The organism is Enemella evansiae (genome assembly GCF_004362375.1).
GTDB lineage: Bacteria > Actinomycetota > Actinomycetes > Propionibacteriales > Propionibacteriaceae > Enemella > Enemella evansiae.
On the sequence record NZ_SNXA01000008.1, the window covers coordinates 240616 to 258071 of the forward strand.

General features: G+C 70.3%; 20 protein-coding genes. 13 read left to right on the forward strand and 7 right to left on the reverse strand.

Translation table 11 applies throughout. The annotated features are described in order from the left end of the window. The first annotated feature begins 105 nt into the window (after positions 1 to 105). Entirely contained in the window at positions 106 to 1419 is a 1314-nt protein-coding gene (locus C8D81_RS01755) for a sensor histidine kinase (protein WP_094429426.1), read from the forward strand. Further along, positions 1407 to 2051: a response regulator gene (locus C8D81_RS01760; RefSeq protein ID WP_094424791.1), complete on the forward strand. Its 645-nt coding sequence runs from the start codon at positions 1407 to 1409 to the stop codon at positions 2049 to 2051. The genes C8D81_RS01755 and C8D81_RS01760 overlap by 13 nt, the downstream gene beginning before the upstream one ends. Before the next feature lie 84 nt (positions 2052 to 2135). Here C8D81_RS01760 and glpK read toward each other — a convergent pair whose 3' ends face one another. After that, positions 2136 to 3647, reverse strand: a complete 1512-nt coding sequence (gene glpK / locus C8D81_RS01765; protein ID WP_133625458.1) for a glycerol kinase GlpK — start codon at positions 3645 to 3647, stop codon at positions 2136 to 2138. A 48-nt stretch (positions 3648 to 3695) separates the two neighbouring features. Next, positions 3696 to 4433, reverse strand: a complete 738-nt coding sequence (locus C8D81_RS01770; RefSeq protein ID WP_133625459.1) for an MIP/aquaporin family protein — start codon at positions 4431 to 4433, stop codon at positions 3696 to 3698. 227 nt (positions 4434 to 4660) lie between these two features. On the opposite strand from C8D81_RS01770, the gene rpmB reads away from it, so the two are divergent. After that, positions 4661 to 4846 (forward strand): 50S ribosomal protein L28, encoded by a 186-nt coding sequence (rpmB, locus tag C8D81_RS01775; protein ID WP_094360604.1) that lies wholly within the window; start codon positions 4661 to 4663, stop codon positions 4844 to 4846. Between the two features lie 106 nt (positions 4847 to 4952). On the opposite strand, the gene C8D81_RS01780 is transcribed toward rpmB, so the two are convergent. Next, the gene (locus tag C8D81_RS01780; RefSeq protein WP_208109073.1) at positions 4953 to 5768 is read right to left on the reverse strand and encodes a uracil-DNA glycosylase; all 816 of its coding nucleotides are present in this window, start codon (positions 5766 to 5768) and stop codon (positions 4953 to 4955) included. A 52-nt stretch (positions 5769 to 5820) separates the two neighbouring features. Here C8D81_RS01780 and C8D81_RS01785 point away from each other — a divergent pair, with 52 nt between their 5' ends. Beyond that, the gene (locus tag C8D81_RS01785) at positions 5821 to 8130 is read left to right on the forward strand and encodes an ATP-dependent DNA helicase RecG (protein ID WP_133625461.1); all 2310 of its coding nucleotides are present in this window, start codon (positions 5821 to 5823) and stop codon (positions 8128 to 8130) included. A 339-nt stretch (positions 8131 to 8469) separates the two neighbouring features. On the opposite strand, the gene C8D81_RS01790 is transcribed toward C8D81_RS01785, so the two are convergent. Both C8D81_RS01790 and C8D81_RS01795 read right to left on the reverse strand, forming a co-directional pair. Continuing rightward, a complete protein-coding gene (locus tag C8D81_RS01790) occupies positions 8470 to 8853 on the reverse strand; it encodes a cupin domain-containing protein (RefSeq protein ID WP_133625462.1) in 384 nt (127 codons plus the stop codon). Further along, a complete protein-coding gene (locus C8D81_RS01795; protein ID WP_133625463.1) occupies positions 8850 to 9305 on the reverse strand; it encodes a ribose-5-phosphate isomerase in 456 nt (151 codons plus the stop codon). The genes C8D81_RS01790 and C8D81_RS01795 overlap by 4 nt, the downstream gene beginning before the upstream one ends. A gap of 32 nt (positions 9306 to 9337) precedes the next feature. On the opposite strand from C8D81_RS01795, the gene rsmD reads away from it, so the two are divergent. The 4 genes from rsmD to C8D81_RS20795 all read left to right on the forward strand — a co-directional run bounded on the left by rsmD (position 9338) and on the right by C8D81_RS20795 (position 12016). After that, positions 9338 to 9952, forward strand: a complete 615-nt coding sequence (rsmD, locus tag C8D81_RS01800) for a 16S rRNA (guanine(966)-N(2))-methyltransferase RsmD (RefSeq protein ID WP_094404103.1) — start codon at positions 9338 to 9340, stop codon at positions 9950 to 9952. Beyond that, entirely contained in the window at positions 9949 to 10437 is a 489-nt protein-coding gene (gene coaD / locus C8D81_RS01805; protein ID WP_094360614.1) for a pantetheine-phosphate adenylyltransferase, read from the forward strand. Before rsmD ends, coaD begins: the two co-directional genes overlap by 4 nt. Next, positions 10434 to 10928, forward strand: a complete 495-nt coding sequence (locus tag C8D81_RS01810; RefSeq protein WP_094360616.1) for an ATP synthase subunit B family protein — start codon at positions 10434 to 10436, stop codon at positions 10926 to 10928. The genes coaD and C8D81_RS01810 overlap by 4 nt, the downstream gene beginning before the upstream one ends. A gap of 119 nt (positions 10929 to 11047) precedes the next feature. Beyond that, complete coding sequence (locus C8D81_RS20795; RefSeq protein ID WP_094404101.1) at positions 11048 to 12016, forward strand: hypothetical protein; 969 nt, start codon at positions 11048 to 11050, stop codon at positions 12014 to 12016. On the opposite strand, the gene C8D81_RS01820 is transcribed toward C8D81_RS20795, so the two are convergent. Continuing rightward, positions 12001 to 12654: a response regulator transcription factor gene (locus C8D81_RS01820; RefSeq protein ID WP_094424801.1), complete on the reverse strand. Its 654-nt coding sequence runs from the start codon at positions 12652 to 12654 to the stop codon at positions 12001 to 12003. The genes C8D81_RS20795 and C8D81_RS01820 overlap by 16 nt on opposite strands. Continuing rightward, positions 12651 to 14144, reverse strand: coding sequence for a sensor histidine kinase (locus C8D81_RS01825; protein ID WP_094424803.1), 1494 nt, complete (start codon positions 14142 to 14144; stop codon positions 12651 to 12653). Before C8D81_RS01825 ends, C8D81_RS01820 begins: the two co-directional genes overlap by 4 nt. 120 nt (positions 14145 to 14264) lie before the next feature. Here C8D81_RS01825 and C8D81_RS01830 point away from each other — a divergent pair, with 120 nt between their 5' ends. The 5 genes from C8D81_RS01830 (at position 14265) to C8D81_RS01850 (ending at position 17456) form a co-directional block, all read left to right on the forward strand. Continuing rightward, entirely contained in the window at positions 14265 to 14825 is a 561-nt protein-coding gene (locus C8D81_RS01830) for a YceD family protein (protein WP_094404099.1), read from the forward strand. A 72-nt stretch (positions 14826 to 14897) separates the two neighbouring features. After that, entirely contained in the window at positions 14898 to 15089 is a 192-nt protein-coding gene (gene rpmF / locus C8D81_RS01835; protein WP_094359049.1) for a 50S ribosomal protein L32, read from the forward strand. Between the two features lie 96 nt (positions 15090 to 15185). Beyond that, on the forward strand, positions 15186 to 15872 hold the full coding sequence (gene rnc / locus C8D81_RS01840; protein WP_229118922.1) for a ribonuclease III: 687 nt from the start codon (positions 15186 to 15188) through the stop codon (positions 15870 to 15872). Position 15873: 1 nt separating this feature from the next. Then, positions 15874 to 16767: a bifunctional DNA-formamidopyrimidine glycosylase/DNA-(apurinic or apyrimidinic site) lyase gene (gene mutM, locus C8D81_RS01845; protein WP_094406692.1), complete on the forward strand. Its 894-nt coding sequence runs from the start codon at positions 15874 to 15876 to the stop codon at positions 16765 to 16767. Beyond that, positions 16764 to 17456: a GtrA family protein gene (locus tag C8D81_RS01850; RefSeq protein ID WP_094359055.1), complete on the forward strand. Its 693-nt coding sequence runs from the start codon at positions 16764 to 16766 to the stop codon at positions 17454 to 17456. The genes mutM and C8D81_RS01850 overlap by 4 nt, the downstream gene beginning before the upstream one ends.

Below are 17456 nucleotides of genomic sequence, written 5' to 3' on the forward strand. Positions count from 1 at the left end.
GGTGCATAACCCCTGACATGTTCGGAGCGGGTGTCGGGGAAACCCGACACCGAGACACCAGCCTGCGGGATACTGCGCGGTGTGACCGACGAGCAGGCTGGAGCCATGAGCACACGCCCCGCCTCCAGCCCCGTCGAGGACCAGCCCACCGAATCGCCGAAACCCCTGCCGGTACGCCATTTCCGCGGCGTGGCCGCCGGGTCGGCGTACCTGCTGCTGAGCTTCCCGATCGCGCTGATCGCGTTCGTCCTGGTCGTCAGCATCGCCCTCCTCGGCGTCGGCATGTCGATCGTCTGGGCCGGGCTGCCGATCCTGGTGCTGACCGTCCTGATCGCCCGCGTCTTCGCGGCAACCGAGCGCCGGATGATCGCCTCGGTGGACGGCCGGCAGGCCCCCGAACCGGCGTACCTGGCGCCTGGGGGTGGCATGGTCGGGCGGTTGCTGACCCCGCTCCGGGATCCGCAGTCCTGGCTCGATGTGACCTGGGTGCTCGTCCGGTTCCTGTTGTCGATCATCACCTTCTCGGTCGCGCTGACCTGGCTGGTCGGCGCCGCCGCGATCGTCCTCGGCCCGCTGTCGGCGCTGGTCCTGGACGCGGTGCTGCCGCCCGGGGACTACAATCCGGCGCTGCGCGCGCTCGGTCTGGCCGACTCGATCTGGGCCGACGCCGCCCTGCAGGGTCTGGTCGGGCTGATCTTCCTGCTCACCCTGCCCTGGGTGATCCGCGGGCTGGCCACCGCCCAGGTCGCCCTCGCGCGCGGACTGCTCAGCTCCCGCGCCGAGCACCAGCGCGAGGTCGGTGAGCTGCGCAGCTCCCGGGCGGCGGTGCGGCAGGCCGAGACCGATCAGCTGCGCCGGTTGGAGCGCGACATTCACGACGGGCCGCAGCAGCGGCTGGTCCGCCTGAACATGGATCTGGCCCGGGCCCGCCGGATGGCCGCCACCGACCCCGAGAACGCCCAGATCGTGCTCGCCGGCGCGATGGAGCAGACCCAGGAGGCGCTCGGCGAGCTGCGGATGCTGAGCCGCGGGATCGCGCCGCCGGTGCTCGTCGACCGTGGCCTGGCCGCCGCCCTCGGGGAAGCCACCACCCGATCCCTGGTGCCGGTCCAGGTCGAGATCGACGTGCCCCGGTTGCCCGCCCACGTCGAGACCGCGGCGTACTTCGTCGTCAGCGAGGCGCTGGCCAACCTGAACAAGCATTCTGGAGCCAGCCAGGCCCGGGTGCTCGCTGGTGTCGAGGACGACTGGCTGTTCGTGACCGTGATCGACGATGGGGTCGGCGGTGCCGATCCGGCCAAGGGTCACGGCCTGGCCGGGCTCGCCGAACGGCTCCGCGGGGTCGACGGGCGGCTGGAGGTGGATTCGCCGGTCGGTGGTCCGAGCATGGTGCAGGCTGTCATCCCGTGCGCATCCTGATCGCCGACGACTCGGTCCTGCTCCGCGAAGGGCTCGGGCTGATCCTCGGCGACGCCGGTCACCAGGTGGTGGCCGGCGTCGACAACGGCGAGAGCCTGTACGCCGAGGCGCTGGCGCTGCGGCCGGACCTGATCATCACCGACATCCGGATGCCGCCCTCGCACACCGACGAGGGGCTGCGGGCGGCCGTCCGGATCCGCGCCGACTGGCCGGGCGCGCCGATCCTGCTGCTCAGCCAGTACGTGGTGCTCTCCTACGCCCAGGACCTGCTCGCCGCAGGGGAGGGCGCGATCGGCTATCTGCTCAAGGACCGGGTCTCCGACATCGACGGATTCCTGGATGCGGTGCAACGGGTCGCCGGGGGCGGTTTCGCGATCGATCCCGAGGTGGTGCAGCAGGTGTTCGCGCAGCGGCGTACCAATGATCCGATCGACGAGCTCACCCCGCGCGAACGGGAGGTGCTCGAGCTGATGGCCCAGGGGCACTCGAACGCCGGGATCGCCGCCGACCTGGTGATCACCGAGGGTGCGGTGGAGAAGCACACCCAGCGGCTGTTCGCCAAGCTCGGGCTGACCAGCGAGGACGGCCGGCACCGCCGGGTCAGCGCGGTACTGATGCTGCTGAACGGATAATTGTGTCTCGCCGGCCGAGCTCATCTCGACACGCACGAGCGTGGGTGGGACGCTGCGCACGGCGTGCTGCTCGATGAGCGGGGATCAGTCCTCGTCCTCGACCCAGTTCAGGGTGCGCTCGACGGCCTTGGTCCACTTGCCCATCAGGCGCTTGCGCTCCTTCTCATCCATCGTGGATTCCCAGCGCTTGTCCTCGGCCCACTGCTTGGTCAGCTCGGCCTCGTCGTCCCAGAAGCCGACCGCGAGCCCCGCGGCGTACGCCGCGCCGAGCGCGGTCGTCTCGGTGACCTTGGGCCGGATCACCGGCACATCGAGCAGATCGGCCTGGAACTGCATCAAGGTGTCGTTGGCGACCATCCCGCCGTCGACCTTCAGTTCGCTCAGGTCGACCCCGGAGTCGGCGTTCATCGCATCGACGACCTCCTTGCTCTGGAAGGCGACCGCCTCCAACGCCGCCCGGGCGATGTGGCCCCGGTTCGCGAACCGGGTCAGCCCGACGACCGCGCCGCGGGCATCGCTGCGCCAGTGCGGGGCGAACAGCCCGGAGAAGGCCGGTACGACGTAGACGTCGCCGTTGTCGTCGACCGACTTGGCCAGCTCCTCGACCTCGGGTGCGTTCTTGATCAGCTTCAGGTTGTCGCGCAGCCACTGCACCAGCGAACCGGTGACCGCGATCGAGCCCTCCAGGGCGTAGACCGGCTTGTTCTCGCCGATCTGGTAGCAGACCGTGGTGACCAGCCCGTTCTTGGACAGCACCTTCTCGGTGCCGGTGTTGAGCAGCAGGAAATTCCCTGTGCCATAAGTGTTTTTCGCCATCCCGGGTTCGAAGCAGACCTGGCCGAAGGTGGCCGCCTGCTGGTCGCCGAGGATCCCGGCGATCTCCACCCCGGCCAGCACGCCACGCTCGCGGACCGTGCCGTAGACCTCGGAGGAGGAGACGATCTCGGGCAGCATCGACTTCGGCAATCCCATCGCGGCAACGATCTCCTCGTCCCAGTCGAGGGTGTCCAGGTCCATCATCAGGGTGCGCGAGGCGTTGGTGACATCGGTGGCGTGCCGGCCGCCGTTGGCCCCGCCGGTCATGTTCCACAGCACCCAGGTGTCCATCGTGCCGAACAGCAGGTCACCGGCCTCGGCCTTCTCCCGGGCGCCCTCGACGTTGTCCAGGATCCAGCGTGCCTTCGGCCCGGCGAAATAGGTCGCCAGCGGCAGCCCGGTGGTCTCCTTGAACCGATCCGCTCCCTGGTCGCCGGCGAGCTCGGTGCAGATCTTGTCGGTCCGCGTGTCCTGCCAGACGATCGCGTTGTAGACCGGCTTGCCGGTGTTCTTGTCCCAGACCAGGGTGGTCTCGCGCTGGTTGGTGATCCCCACCGCGGCGATGTCGGAGGCCTTCAGGTCGAGCTGGGCCAGCACCTCGGCGCACACCTTGCGGGTGTTGTCCCAGATCTCCTGCGGATCGTGCTCCACCCACCCGGCCTTCGGGAAGATCTGTTCGTGCTCCATCTGGGAGACGCCGACGATGGTGCCGTCGTGGTCGAAGACGATGCACCGGGTGCTGGTCGTGCCCTGGTCGATGGATGCGATGTAGTTGGTCATGTCCGGATCCTCTCTGATGCCGTGCCGGGTCGGGGTTGTTGGACGCGTTCAGCCGCCGTACCAGTGGAACAGTAGGCCACCGAGCACGCCGCCGATGATCGGGCCGACCACGGGAATCCAGGCATAACCCCAGTTGCTGGAGTCCCTGTGCGGGATCGGCAGCAGGGCGTGCGCGAGCCGCGGCCCCAGGTCGCGGGCCGGGTTGATGGCGTACCCGGTCGGTCCGCCGAGGCTGGCGCCGATGCCGACCACCAGCAGGGCCACCGGGATGGCCTCCAGCATGGTTCCCCGGCCGCCGTCCCAGGCGCCGAAGCTGAGCGCGCCGAAGACCAGCACGAAGGTGCCGATGATCTCGGTGATCAGATTCCACGGCACGCTGGCGACCTGGGGTGCGGTGGCGAAGATCAGGCTGGGCGCGTCCCCGCGGGTGTCGAACTGTTTCTTGTACGCCGCCCAGGTCAGGATCGCGCCACCGAAGGCGCCGACCAGCTGAGCGATCAGGTAGACCCCGATCGTGGGCGCGGTGACCGGGACGCCGGGGGCGAACTCGGTCGCACCGGAGGCCCAGACACCGAGGGTGACCGCCGGGTTCAGGTGACCGCCGGTGCGTGCGGCGGCGTACACCCCGGCCATCACGCCGAGGCCCCAGCCGAAGTTGACCATCAGGTTGCCGCCGCGATAGCCGTAGCTCTTCGGGAAGGCATTGTTGGCGACCACGCCCGCGCCGAGGACGATCAGGATCGCGGTGCCGATCAGTTCACTGGTGAAGATGCTCCACAGGCTCATCGATGGGTGCCTCTCAATCCGGGGGTGAGGTGTGAGGGCTGTCTCGGATGTGTGACTGTATCAGTGATCCAGAGTGTTGGATCGATGATCCATTCATACCCGGGTGGGCCGATCCGAACCCCGGTCCCGAGGATTTGGATGGGGGAGTGGGCGTCGGCTATGCTCTACCGGTTGCCGATCGCGTGATCGGACCCCAATCAATGAAGTTCTGACGAGGAGACACTCCAGTGGCTGCCGTATGTGACGTGTGCGCCAAGGGCCCGGGCTTCGGCCACAACGTGCCCTGGTCGAAGAAGAAGACCAAGCGTCGCTGGAACCCGAACATCCAGCGCGTCAAGGCCGTGATCGGTGGCACGTCCAAGCGTGTGAACGTGTGCACCTCCTGCCTGAAGGCCGGCAAGGTCGCTCGCTGACCCGGCCTGCGCCTGAGGACCTGTCCCATCCGGGGCAGGTCCTTTTTGCGTGTCCCGGGGTGGCTTCGACTCGCTCGTTCCTCGCTCGCCCAGCCGACGTGGGACGTCACAGGCGGTTCAGCACCTCATCGAGCATCGCCTCGGTGAGCTTGCCGGTGAAGGTGTTCTGCTGGCTGACGTGGTAGCTGCCGACCAGGCGTACCGGCTTGTCGCCGGGAGCCAGCAGCGTCGCCTCGGCGCCGTGCCCGAACCGCGGTTTCGGGCGGGGTACGCCCCAGTCGAGTCGGCGGGCGGCGGCCATGGTGGCGTCCCAGGCCAGTGAGCCGAGCGCCATGATCGAACGCAGCCGCGTTGCCGAGAGCTGCAGTTCCCGGTCCAGCCAGGGCGCGCAGGCAGCCCGCTCGGCGGTGGTCGGTTTGTTCTGCGGCGGGGCGCAGTGCACCGAGGCGGTGATCCGGATCCCGGTCAGCGCCAGCCCGTCGCCGGCGTGGGTGGCCGTGGGCTGGTTGGCGAACCCGGCCCGGTGCAGGGCGGCGTACAACCAGTCCCCGGAGCGATCCCCGGTGAACATCCGCCCGGTCCGGTTGGCGCCGTGCGCGGCTGGCGCCAGACCGACGATCAGGACCGGCGCCTCGGGATCGCCGAACGCCGCCGCCGGTCGTCCCCAGTAGGGCTGATCGCGATAGGCGGCGCGGCGTTCGGACGCCACCTGCTCCCGCCAGGCGACCAACCGCGGGCAGGCCCGGCACACCGTGACCCGGGCCTCCAGCTCGGTGACATCACCCGCGGCGGCCGCCAGCTCGACCACCTCGGCAGGATCGTGCGCCACCGGCGTACCGGCCGTCGCCGGATCACCCGGCCACCCGCTGCCCGGCGGTACCGGGGAGGCGAACTGATGGCCGGTGATCGGGTGCGGGTCCATGGTCGGCAGCGTAGGGCCAGACCCGTCGGGGCAGGTCGCTAGGGTGTGGCCCATGTGGCAGACCCCGGCGTACCGCGTCCAGGCCACCCGGCTGGAGACCGTGCTGGGGGACAAGACCGCCAAGGCGTTCGAGCAGCTCAAGGTGCGCACGGTCGGCGACGCGCTGCGGCACGTGCCCCGGCGCTATCTGCGCGGCGCCGAGTCGACCAGCCTGCGCGATCTCAAGGTGGGCGAGGATGCCGCGTTCATCTCCCGGGTGATCAAGAGCGAGACCAAGGGCAACCAGCGCTCGCTGCGGCTGGAGGTGATCGTCGGCGACGGCACCGGGACCCTGCGGCTCACCTTCTTCGGCCGCAGGCACCTGATCGACTTCTGGCAGCGCACCCTGCCCGAGGGTGCGCGCGGGCTGTTCGCCGGCAAGATCGGGGTCTTCAACGGCCAGCTGCAGCTCACCCACCCCGATTTCGTCACCCTCGACGAGGCCGGCCACATCACCGGCGGAGCGCAGCGCAACCAGCAGATGGGTGAGCTGGCCTCCCGGGTCGGCGGGCTGATCGGCATCTATCCAGCGACCGCGAAGCTGCCCACCTGGACCATCGCCCAGTGCATCGACCTGGTCCGCGAGCAGACCGGTGAGCTGCCCGAGCCGCTGCCCGCCACGGTCCGCGAGGCGGTGGATCTGGTCGCCCTGGCCCGCGCCGACCGCGCCATCGACTTCGAACCGGCCGCCGACGAGCGGTTGCCCGAGTTGGCGGCCGCGGTGCAGTACGTGCACCGCCCCGACGACCTGGCACAGGCCTGGCTGGGCCGGCAGCGGTTCCTGTTCGACGAGGCGTTCGCGGTGCAGGCGGCGATGGCCTACCGGCGCGCCGCCGCTCGGTCCCAGCCCGGTACGCCCCGGCCGCGGCAGCGCGACGGGCTGCTCGCCGCCTTCGACGCCACCCTGCCCTTCGAGCTGACCGCGGGCCAGCAGCAGGTCAGCGAGGAGATCTTCACCGGCCTGGAGCAGACCCATCCGATGCAGCGGCTGCTGCAGGGTGAGGTCGGTTCCGGCAAGACCCTGGTCGCGCTACGGGCGATGCTCACCGTCGTCGACAACGGCGGCCAGGCGGTGCTGCTGGCACCGACCGAGGTGCTGGCCCAGCAGCACCACCAGACGATCAGCCGGATGCTCGGCCCGCTCGCCGAGGGGGAGGGCGGCCTCTTCGACGCCGGTGTGCTCGGCGACGGCCCGCGGACGAAGGTGGTGCTGCTGTCGGGGTCGATGACCGCCGCGCAGAAGAAGAAGGCCCTGCTGCAGATCGCCTCCGGGGAGGCCGGGATCGTGGTCGGCACCCATGCGCTGCTCGCCGACCGGGTGCAGTACGCCGACCTGGGCCTGGTGGTCGTCGACGAGCAGCACCGCTTCGGCGTCGAGCAGCGAGCCGCGCTGAACGACCGCGCCGAGGCCCGCCCGCACGTGCTGGTGATGACCGCCACCCCGATCCCGCGGACCGTCGCGATCACCGTCTTCGGCGACCTCGAGGTGTCCACGCTGACCGAGATCCCGGCCGGTCGCAGTGAGGTCAGCACCCAGGTGGTCCCGGAGAACGTGCGCCCCGAATGGGTCGAGCGGGCCTGGCAGCGGATCACCGAGGAGGTCGCCGCCGGCCGGCAGGCGTTCGTGGTCTGCCCGCAGATCTCGGCGGGGGAGAAGAACAGCGAACTGGTACCGCAGGATCCCTCGTTGGAGGGCAAGGACGCGCCCGCACCGCGCAACGTCACCGACCTGTACGCCGAACTGACCGGCCCCGGCGGACCGCTCGAGTCGCTGCGGGTGGCCGCCCTGCACGGCAAGCTGTCGGCCGACGAGAAGGACCGGGTGATGGCCGCCTTCGCCGCCGGTGAGCTGGACGTGCTGGTCTCCACCACCGTCGTCGAGGTCGGGGTCGATGTGCCGAACGCCTCGGTGATGGTGATCTGCGACGCGGACCGCTTCGGCATCTCCCAGCTGCACCAGCTCCGCGGCCGGATCGGCCGTGGCGAGCACCCCGGGCTCTGCCTGCTGCTGACGCGTACCCCCGGCGACTCACCGGCCGCCGAACGGCTCCGCGCCGTCGCCGGCACCCGCGATGGGTTCCAGCTCGCCGAGGTCGATCTGGCCCAGCGCCGCGAGGGCGACGTGCTCGGCGCCAGCCAGGCCGGTGCCCGCTCCTCGCTGAAACTGCTGCGGGTGCTCGATCACGTGCAACTGCTGGAACAGGCCCGCGCGATCGCCGAGGACTGCGTCGCCCGCGACCCGGAGCTGACCGATCCCGGGGTCGCCGACGCCGTCGCCCAGGTGGAGGAACAGGCCGCCGCCGAGTGGCTGGAGCGCACCTAGGACCGGGGCCTCTCAGATCCTCGAGCAGGTCGCGCAGCGACGGTGGTACCAACGATCCTCGAGTAGGTCGCGCAGCGACCGTGGTTCCTACGATCCTCGAGTAGGTCGCGCAGCGACCGTGTCGAGAGGTCGTGCCGGATCCAACCGGCGACCCGCCCGGGACCGGCTGCTGTTGCGCTCCGTGGCGCAAATGCATCCCCCGACGCGCGCCACCTGGCTGCAGTCGCGCCCCAATGCGCAACTGCAGGTCCTCGGCGGCGTGTCTCTCATCTCGACACGTCGGCCATTGCTCCGCTTCGCTCCGCATGGCCGACTACTCGATGAGCGTTGCGGCCGGCGTCAGAGGCCGGTGGTCGAGGTGATGTGGTCGGGGATTTCGCCGGCGTAGTCGCCGGTGCTCAGCGTCCCGGTCGGCTCCATCAGCAGCACGCTCGCACCGTCGGCGGTACGCGGGCAGTGCTCCATGCCCCGCGGAACGACGAACACGTCGTGCCGGCCGAGGCGTACCGATCGCTCGGCGCCGTCCTCACGCAACTGGATCTCCAGCGAGCCGTCCAGCACCAGGAACAGCTCATCCGTGTCGGGGTGGGAGTGCCAGACGTAGTCGCCCCGGAGCCTGGCCACCTTCACATCGACGTCGTTGAACCGCGACAGCACCCGCGGGCTCCACAGCTCGTCGAAGGAGCCGAGCAGCCGGTCGATGTTGGCGATCTCGTCCGTCACTTGCGGTGCTCCTGTTCGTACGCCGTCATCTCGCCGATCCGGCGGATGTGCCGCTCTCCTTGGGAAAACGGCGTCCCGAGGAAGGTCTGCACGATCTCCCAGTGCTGCTCGGGATCCTGCATCCGGGCGCCGAGGGAGAGCACGTTCGCGTCGTTGTGCTGCCGGGCCAGGCTCGCGGTCGTCGTGTCATAGGCCAGCGCCGCGCGGATGCCGCGCACCTTGTTGGCCGCCATCTGCTCACCGTTGCCGGAACCGCCGATCACGATGCCCAGCGACCCCGGGTCGGCCGCGACGGCCTCGGCACCGGGGATGATCCAGCGGGGATAGTCATCCTCGGGATCGAGGGTGTGGGCGCCGTGGTCGATCACCTGGTGACCGGCCTCGTGCAGCCGATCGGCGAGCAGATTCTTCAGTTCCAGACCGGCATGGTCGGTGGCGAGGTGGACGCGCATGCCCTCATCGTCGCACGCGCGATAATGGCCGGGTGAGTCGGATCATCACCGGAACCGCCCGCGGCCGCAAGCTGGCCACCCCCGATCATCAGCGCACCCGGCCCACCTCCGACCGGGTCCGCGAGGCACTGTTCTCGGCGCTGGTGTCCTGGGCCGACGGGCAGGACGAACCACCCGATCGGGCACTGCGCGGGTTCAGCCTGCTCGACCTGTACGCCGGCACGGGCGCGGTCGGGCTGGAGGCGGCCAGCCGCGGCGCCGACCCGGTCCTGCTCGTCGAGTCCGACCGGAAGACCGCCGACCTGGCCCGCCGCAACGCCACCGACACCGAACTCGAGGTGGGCGTACGCACCGCCAAGGTGGAGCAACTGGCGGTGACCCCGGCCCCGCAGGGGTTCGACATCGTCTGGCTCGACCCGCCCTATGACCTGCCCGCCGAGCGGCTGGACCGGGTGCTCGCCGATCTGGTCGGCCACGGCTGGCTGGCCACCCACGGCCTGCTGGTGGTCGAGCGCGGCAGCCGCGGCGCGGCACCGCAGTGGCCGCCCGGCGTCGGCGACGGCTGGCAGCGACGCTACGGTGAGACCACCCTGCACTTCGCCGAGGAACTGACCGCGGCGGCGACCGAGGAGGTGACGCCAGGGTGAAGGCCATCTGCCCCGGCTCGTTCGACCCGTGCACCCACGGGCACCTGGACATCATTCGACGGACCGCGCACCTGTTCGACGAGGTGGTCGTCGGCGTCGGCACCAATACCGCCAAGAACAGCCTCTTCAGCCCCGAGGAGCGGGTGGAGATCCTCGATGAGGCGCTCGAGGGACTGCCGGGGGTGCAGGTGATGACGATGTCCGGTCTGCTCGTCGATTTCGCCCGCGAGCACGGTATCGGCGCGATCGTGAAGGGCCTGCGGTTCGCCTCCGACTTCGACTACGAGCTGCAGATGGCCCAGATGAACACCCGGCTCAGCGGGATCGAGACCATCCTGCTGCCGACCGCGGCCCAGTGGTCCTTCGTGTCCTCGACCCTGGTCCGCGAGATCGCGCTGATGGGCGGCGACGTGTCCGAGTTCGTACCGCCCGCGGCGGCCGCCCGGATCAGGGCCCGCGCCGCCGATCGAGGGGAGAGCCGATGAGCGCGGATCAGTTGACCGAGTCGCTGGCCGCGCTGCGGCAGGCGGTCAGCCAGGCCAAGGGCGTACCGATGTCGGCGTCCTGTGTGGTGAACCGCGCCGAGATGCTGGAGCTCCTCGACCGGATCCAGGCCGCGCTGCCAACCGAACTGGAGCGGGCCAACCGGGTGCTCGCCGACTCCGAGGGGCACCGCGATCAGGGGCGTACCGATGCCGAACAGATCGTCGCCGACGCCCGGCAGCGCGCCGAGCAGCTCGCCACCGAGCACGAGATCACCCGGCAGGCCCGGGAGCAGGCCGAGCGGTTGCGCAACGAGGCCGAGGAGGAGTGCCGGGCGCTGCGGCGGGAGACCGACATCTTCATCGACTCCCGGATGGCGTCCTTCGAATCGGTGCTGCACAAGACCTCCAGCCAGGTGGCGGTGGCCCGGCAGCGACTGGCGGAGCGCTCCGGCCTCGACGCCGAGACCGCCGAACCTCTGCCGCCCGCCTGAGGTCCCGGTGCTGGTCAGCTGACCAGATTTTCTGGCCGGTGGCTGTTGGGATTTAGTTGAAAGCGGTAATGTAGTCGACTGATTACAGAGTTCTCACCCACGAGCCGAGGGATTCACCGATGCCTGCCTCCCGCGCCACCACCACCGTGGTGGGTGTCGCCGTCGCCATGACGGTGACCATGGGTGCGATCAACTACGGGCTCTTCCCGGGTTCGCAGGAGCTCGGCGGGATGCTGTTCGGCCGGCAGCTGCCGCACTCGGTGGCCGACGGCCCGGTACCGGGCGGTGCGGGTCCCGGTGGGCCGACCGCGCCCGGTGAGCTGCCCCCGGGGGAGCCGACGGGTACGCCCGAGGCGCCGTCCCCGTCCGCGCAGCCCAGCGACCGCGCGCTGGCCACCCCGCGGCCGGCCGAGGGTGTTCCGGGGGCCACCGTGGGAACCGTTGTTCCCCAGCGGCGCGCCGGCGCAGCCCCGGACGCGCGCAGCGGTGCCACCGCCGGTGCCCCCGCGGCCGGTGCCCCTGCCCCCGGTGCGGCTCCGGCGCGGCCGGGTTCCGTCCCGCAGGCCGGGACCGGGACGCGGACCGGGGGAGGGCAGCAGCCCGTGGCGCCCAGCTCGGCCCGGCAACCCGCCCCGACCCAGGCACCCACCACGACCGGCTCGACCGGTGCGGCCCCGACCGCCGCCGCACCGACGGCCGGTTCCACCGGTTCGGGTGGCGGCCGTATCGAGCGCGGTCAACCCGCCCAGGGCCTCCGCCCACCCACCAGCTCGACCATCGAGCAGGAGACGATCACCCCGCTCCCGGAGGACGAGCAGGGCGATGATTCCGACGGTGGCAGGAAGGGCGACACCGAACGGGGTTCCGGCAGCGGTGAGCCGACCACGAAGCCGCGCCCGAGCACCGGTGCACTGAAACCCGGCCCGAGTCACATCGACGCCCGGGAGAAGCCGAAGAGGACCCGCGTCGGGACGAGCTCGGCCATGCCGACTCCGGCACCGACGGCACAGGCGACCCCGGACCAGCAGGACCAGCAGGACCAGCAGGACCAGCAGGGCCAGGACCAGGACGGTCAGGCCAACCGGTAACCGCGGCCCCGCACGGTCTGGAAATACTGCGCGCCGATCTTGCGGCGCAGGTAGCGCACATAGACCTCGAGCACGTTCGAGCCCGGGTCGGAGTCCAGCCCCCACACCATCGACAGCAGCTGCTCACGGGTCAGTACCTCACCCGGATGCCGCAGGAAGGCCTCGGCCAGCGCGAACTCGCGGGCGGTGAGCTCGACCTCGTGCTCCCCGGCGCGGGCCCTGCGGGTGCGCACATCCAGGCTCAGGTCGCCGTGGCTGAGGACCAGCGGTTCGGTGTCGGCGGGGCGCAGCCGCAGCCGGACGCGGGCGACCAGTTCGTCGACGCTGAACGGCTTGGCCATGTAGTCATCGGCCCCCGACTCCAGCCCCGCGACGGTGTCGGTGACCGAGGTGCGGGCGGTGAGGATGATCACCGGCACCCGCGAGCCCGACTCGCGCAACCGGCGTACCACCTCGAAACCGTCGATGTCGGGCAGCCCGACGTCCAGCACCATCAGGTCGACCTCGCCCGCCGACACCCGCTCGATGGCCGCCTGCCCGGCACCGACCGTCTCGGTCTGGTGGCCGGCGGCGCCCAGGCCCCGGGCGATGAACGAGGCGATCTCGGCCTCGTCCTCGACGATCAGGATGCTGCTCATCGTTCGTCCTCGTTCTCGTTGGAGAGTTCTGCGTCGAAGGGGCGTGCTGTGGTCGCGGGTGGGCGTCTCGGCAGGATGAGACTAATGGTCGTACCTACCGAGTGGGGGGATTCGATCGTCAGCGTGCCCCGGTGTCCCGCCGCGATCTCGGAGACGATCGCCAGTCCGAGCCCCGACCCCTCGGCCTGCGCACGCCCGCGGACGAACCGCTCCCGGACCCTGGCGGCCAGTTCGGGCGCGATCCCCGACCCCTGGTCGCGCACCCAGAACCGGACCTCGGTGCCCTCGGCGCGCGAACCGATCGCGATCATCGATCCGGGTTCGGAGAACTTGACCGCATTGCGGGCCAGTTCCAGCAACGCCTGGGAGACCCGCTGCGGATCCAGCTGGGCACGGACATCGGCGACCTCGGCGAGCTGCCACTGGCGATCGCCCAGCGACCGCGCCTTCTCCAGCACCTCATCGGTCAGCGTCCCGACATCGACCGACTGCAACCGGATGAAGTCCGGCCGCTCGGCCTTGGCCAGGGTCAGCAGATCCTCGACCAGCCGGGCCATCCGGTCCACCTCGGAGATGCCGCGGGCGCGGACCGCGCGGACATCGTCCGGGTCGCCGGGGTCCATCACCTCCAGGTGGCCGCGCAGGATCGTCAGCGGCGTACGCAGCTCGTGGCCGACGTCGTCGTAGAGGTCGCGCTGCGCCGCGAAGGTGTGCGACAACCGGTCCAGCATGGCGTTGACGGTGCGGGTGAGCTGGGCCAGGTCGTCGTTGCCGCGGACCGGGATCCGGCGGGAGAGGTCGGTCTCGGTGATCTCCCGGGTGGTCCGCCGCAGCAGCGAGATCGGTTCCAGCAGCTGCCCGATCAGCAGCCAGGAGGCGAACCAGATCAGCAGCAGCGAGGCCGCGCCGACCAGGAAGTAGTTGCGGAAGTTGCGGTTCAGGGAGGCGTACTCGGCGCGCGAATCGATGGTGACGACCAGCAGCCCGATCTGGCTGTCCCCGGTCATCCGCACCGGTGCGACCAGATAGCGCAGCTGCGGGGAGGTGGTCGGTACGGTGCCGAACCAGCTCGCCAGGCTCACCCGGTCGGTGGGCTGGCCGAGCACGGCGGCCAGGAAGGCGGGGTCGGTGTAGGTCCTGCCGGTCGGATCGGGTGCGGACCAGGTGATCATGCCGTTGATCAACCCGAGCCGGCTCTCGTGATCCTGGGTCGGGGTCTCCAGCACCGCCGCCTGCAGCAGCTCCGCGGTGGTGGTCAGCGGCTCCCCGGTCCGCAGATCCCGGGCCCGCTCGGTGAGCGCGGTGGTGTCGGAGAGCCGGCGGCGCAACAGGTCGTCGATGTCGCGGTCGATCCGCTGCCGCTCCAGGGCGTACGCCACCACACCGGCCAGGCTCATCGCCAGCAGCGAGAGCACCGCGACGGCGAGCAGCACCCGGGCGCGGACGGTCAGACCGATCCGCGTTCCGGCGGCGGAATCGGGCTGCGGCACCCGCACAGCCTAAGCCCAGCGGGCCGGCGGGGCCCGCGTTTGCATGGGTCTCCGGCTGGCAGGTAGTCTGGGACGTCGGTTATGGCGACGCCATGCCGTCGTGCGCGCGAGGGGGTTGGCATGAGCTCAGCAACACGCCCGCTGGACCGGAGGGATCCTCTGGTCATCGATACCCACGATCTGGGTCGTCGAGCGGGTGCGATGAGGGAGCTGCGGACCAGCACCGAGGCGCCCGAGGGCATCGGCAGCGACGTAATCGGAGTACCCACCGGATCGCCGATCCGGCTCGATCTGAAACTCGAGTCGGTCGTCGAGGGGGTGCTGGTCACCGGGACCGCCGAGGTCGAGGTGGCCGGGCAGTGTGGACGCTGCCTGGAGCCGATGGAGCAGCAGCTCGAGATCGACATCCAGGAGCTCTATCTCTACCCGGACGCCGAGCCCGACGACACCGAGGCCAGCAGGATGGAGGGCGAGCTGCTCGACCTCGAACCCCTGGTCCGCGACGAGGTGGTGCTGGAACTGCCGTTCATGCCGCTGTGTCGGCCGGACTGCGCGGGACTGTGCCCCGATTGTGGGGCCAATCTCAACGCCGATCCGGAGCACACCCATGAGTCGGCCGTCGACCCGCGCTGGGGTGAACTGGCCGGGTGGCGCGCCGATGGCGAGCCCGGCAGGAGCTGAACCGCAAGACCACCCCGCACCCGCGGGAAAAGAGCCGGAACGCCCGGCGTACGACCGACACAGGAGAGAATCGTGGCCGTCCCCAAGCGGAAGATGTCCCGCAGCAACACTCGGCACCGCCGCGCCCAGTGGAAGACCCAGGCCCCGACCCTGGTCACCTGCGCCAACCCGGCCTGCCGGCAGAAGCACCTGCCGCACACCGTCTGCCCGTCCTGCGGCCAGTACGGTCCGCGCGCGGCGCGGCGACAGGTCCTCGAGTCCTGATCCCGCCGCCGGGGCGACGCCCCGGTCGGCCGTCGAGCGGCGGCCGCTGACGCGATGGCGGGTATCGAGCAACTCTGCACCGAGCTGGGGGTCCCGATGGACCCCCAGCTCTTCGTGCTTGCCCTGACCCATCGCTCGTACGCCTATGAGAACGGTGGCCTGCCGACCAACGAACGGTTGGAGTTCCTCGGCGACTCGGTGCTCGGGCTGATCGTCACCGAACACCTCTATCGGGTGCATCCCGAGCTGAGCGAGGGTGAGCTGGCGAAACTGCGCGCCGCGGTGGTGAACGCCCGCGCGCTGGCCCAGGTGGCCCGCTCGCTGGGCATCGGCCCGCAGATCCGGTTGGGCCGCGGTGAGATCACCACCGGTGGCGCCGACAAGTCCTCGATCCTGGCCGACACCATGGAGGCGCTGATCGGCGCGGTCTATCTGGCCCACGGCATGGACGGCGCCCGGCTGCTGGTGCACCGGCTCTTCGACCCGCTGATGGAGCGGGCCGCCCAGCTCGGTGCCGGGTTGGACTGGAAGACCTCGCTGCAGGAGCTCACCTCGACGCTGGGGCTGGGCGCGCCGCGATATGAGATCACCGAATCCGGGCCCGACCACGACAAGCGCTTCGAGGCGGTCGTGGTGCTCGGCGAACTGCGCTTCGGCCACGGCCGCGGCCGGAACAAGAAGCAGGCCGAGCAGGAGGCCGCCGGCAGCGCCTTCGCCGAACTGCGGGAACGCCAGCAGCCGACAGCCGAGCCCGGTACGCCCGAGGCCGGCGAGGTCGGCTGAGGTGCCGGAGCTGCCCGAGGTCGAGGTGGTCCGTGCCGGGCTCACCCCATTGATCGCCGGCCGCCGGTTGAGCGCGGTCCAGGTGCTGCATCCCCGCCCGGTACGCCGGCATCCGGCCGGCCCCGAGGACTTCGCCACCACCCTGGTCGGGCGCACCTTCGACACCCCGCGACGGCGCGGCAAATACCTCTGGCTGCCGTTCACCGACGGCGACGCGCTGCTGGTGCATCTCGGGATGAGCGGCCAGTTCCGGACCGCAGAACCGGGTCTGCCCGATGCCCGCAACACCCGGATCCGCTTCTCCTTCGACGATTCCGGGCACGAGTTGCGCTTCGTCGACCAGCGGATGTTCGGTGGCGTCTCGCTGTCGCTCGACGGGGCCGAACTGCCCGCCGAGATCGCCCACATCGCCCGCGACCCGTTCGATGCGGCGTATGACGTCGCCGAGACCGCCCGCCGGTTGCGCCGCCGCCGTGGCGGGGTGAAGCGGGCGCTGCTCGACCAGACGCTGGTCTCGGGGATCGGCAACATCTACGCCGACGAGGCGCTCTGGGCCGCGCGGATGCACTACGACCGACCCGGCGAGCGGCTCAGCCAGGCCGCCGCCGTCGGCGTACTCGATGCCGCGCGGGCGGTGATGGCCGAGGCGCTGGCCGTCGGCGGCACCAGCTTCGATGCGCTCTATGTCAACGTCAACGGCGAATCCGGCTACTTCGACCGGGCGCTGCACGCCTACGGTCAAGAAGGTCTGCCGTGCGAGCGCTGCGGTACGCCGATCGTGCGGGAGGCGTTCATGAACCGCTCGGCGTTCCGCTGCCCACGATGCCAACGCGCGCCACGCGCGGCCGCTGGTTCGGTGAACGGCGGGCGCGCCGTTAGGGTGGTCCAATCGTGAAGAGAGCCGCCCACTACGTCTTCGTGCGTCACCGCCACAACTGGCTGCAGTTCCTGCGTTTCGGACTGGTCGGTGGCTCCGGCGTACTCGTGAACCAGATCGTGGTGATCATCCTCAACAAGCTGCTCGGGGGTGATTACCGCGACGTGGCGTTCCCGCTGCCGTTCTCGGATTTCAACATCCGTTGGTATGTGGTGATCACCACGATCGCGTTCCTGGTCGCCAACGTCTGGAACTTCCAGCTCAACCGCACCTGGACCTTCAAATCCGGCAAGCATGCCGGCTGGTGGCGGGAGTTCTTCCCCTTCCTGGCGGTCGGCTCGGTGGCCTACCTGGTCGGTCAGGTGATCATTCAGCTGCTGCTCTGGCACGGCTCACCGGTCGAGCTGGCGAAACTGTTCCCGGTCCTGGACGACAGCTCCGGGCTGCGCAAACCGCTCTACTGGGCCAACCTGATCCAGATCACGCTGACCATGCCGATCAACTTCGTGGTGAACAAGCTCTGGACCTTCCGCGCGGTCCGCGGCAAGCGGCTGCATCCCGAGCAGGAGCTGCCGATGGTGGCCGCGGTCGTCGCCCCCGAGGTGGTCGACGAGGAGGGCAACCCGATCCCCGAGGGTACGGTGCACGAGGACACCATCCACGACGACTCGGTTCGCGACGGTTCTGGGGACACGGAACGGGGCTGA